The sequence below is a fragment of the Pseudomonas agronomica genome (assembly GCF_025917275.1).
GTDB lineage: Bacteria > Pseudomonadota > Gammaproteobacteria > Pseudomonadales > Pseudomonadaceae > Aquipseudomonas > Aquipseudomonas agronomica.
In genome coordinates this window covers 1-608 of sequence record NZ_JAOSHO010000994.1, presented here as the reverse complement: position 1 = coordinate 608, position 608 = coordinate 1, and the positions used below count along the sequence as shown (strand labels likewise).

The following is a 608-nucleotide window of genomic DNA, read 5'->3' as shown; positions in this document are numbered from 1 at the left end:
CCCCGCCACCGTGGTGCAGCGAAACCCAGGTCGCGCCGCTGGCGGTGTTGAGCAAGGCGTTGAGCAGCGGCCAGTCGGAAACGGCGTCGGAGCCATCCTGCATGGATTCGGTTTCACGGTTCGGGCTGGCCACGGAACCGGAGTCGAGGTGGTCGCGACCGATGACGATCGGCGCCGACAACTCACCGCTGCGGACCATTTCGTTGAAGGCCAGGCCCAACTTGGCGCGCTGGCCCAGGCCAACCCAGCAGATACGTGCCGGCAAGCCCTGGAAGCTGATGCGCTCGCGGGCCATGTCCAGCCAGTTATGAAGGTGGGCGTCGTCGGGGATCAGTTCCTTGACCTTGGCGTCGGTCTTGTAGATGTCCTGCGGGTCACCCGAAAGCGCCGCCCAGCGGAACGGGCCGATGCCACGGCAGAACAGCGGACGGATGTAGGCCGGGACGAAGCCCGGGAAGTCGAAGGCGTTTTCCACGCCTTCTTCCTGGGCCATCTGGCGGATGTTGTTGCCGTAGTCGAACGTCGGCACGCCCATCTTCTGGAAGGCGAGCATGGCGTTGACGTGGACGGCCATCGATTGCTTGGCGGCTTTCACCACGGCGGCGGGT

At 65.3% G+C, this 608-nt stretch carries 1 pseudogene; it reads right to left on the bottom strand.

Features of this window, described 5'->3' with window-relative positions:
• Nucleotides 1-608, bottom strand: a pseudogene (locus OC610_RS28560) (urocanate hydratase); the annotation flags it as partial.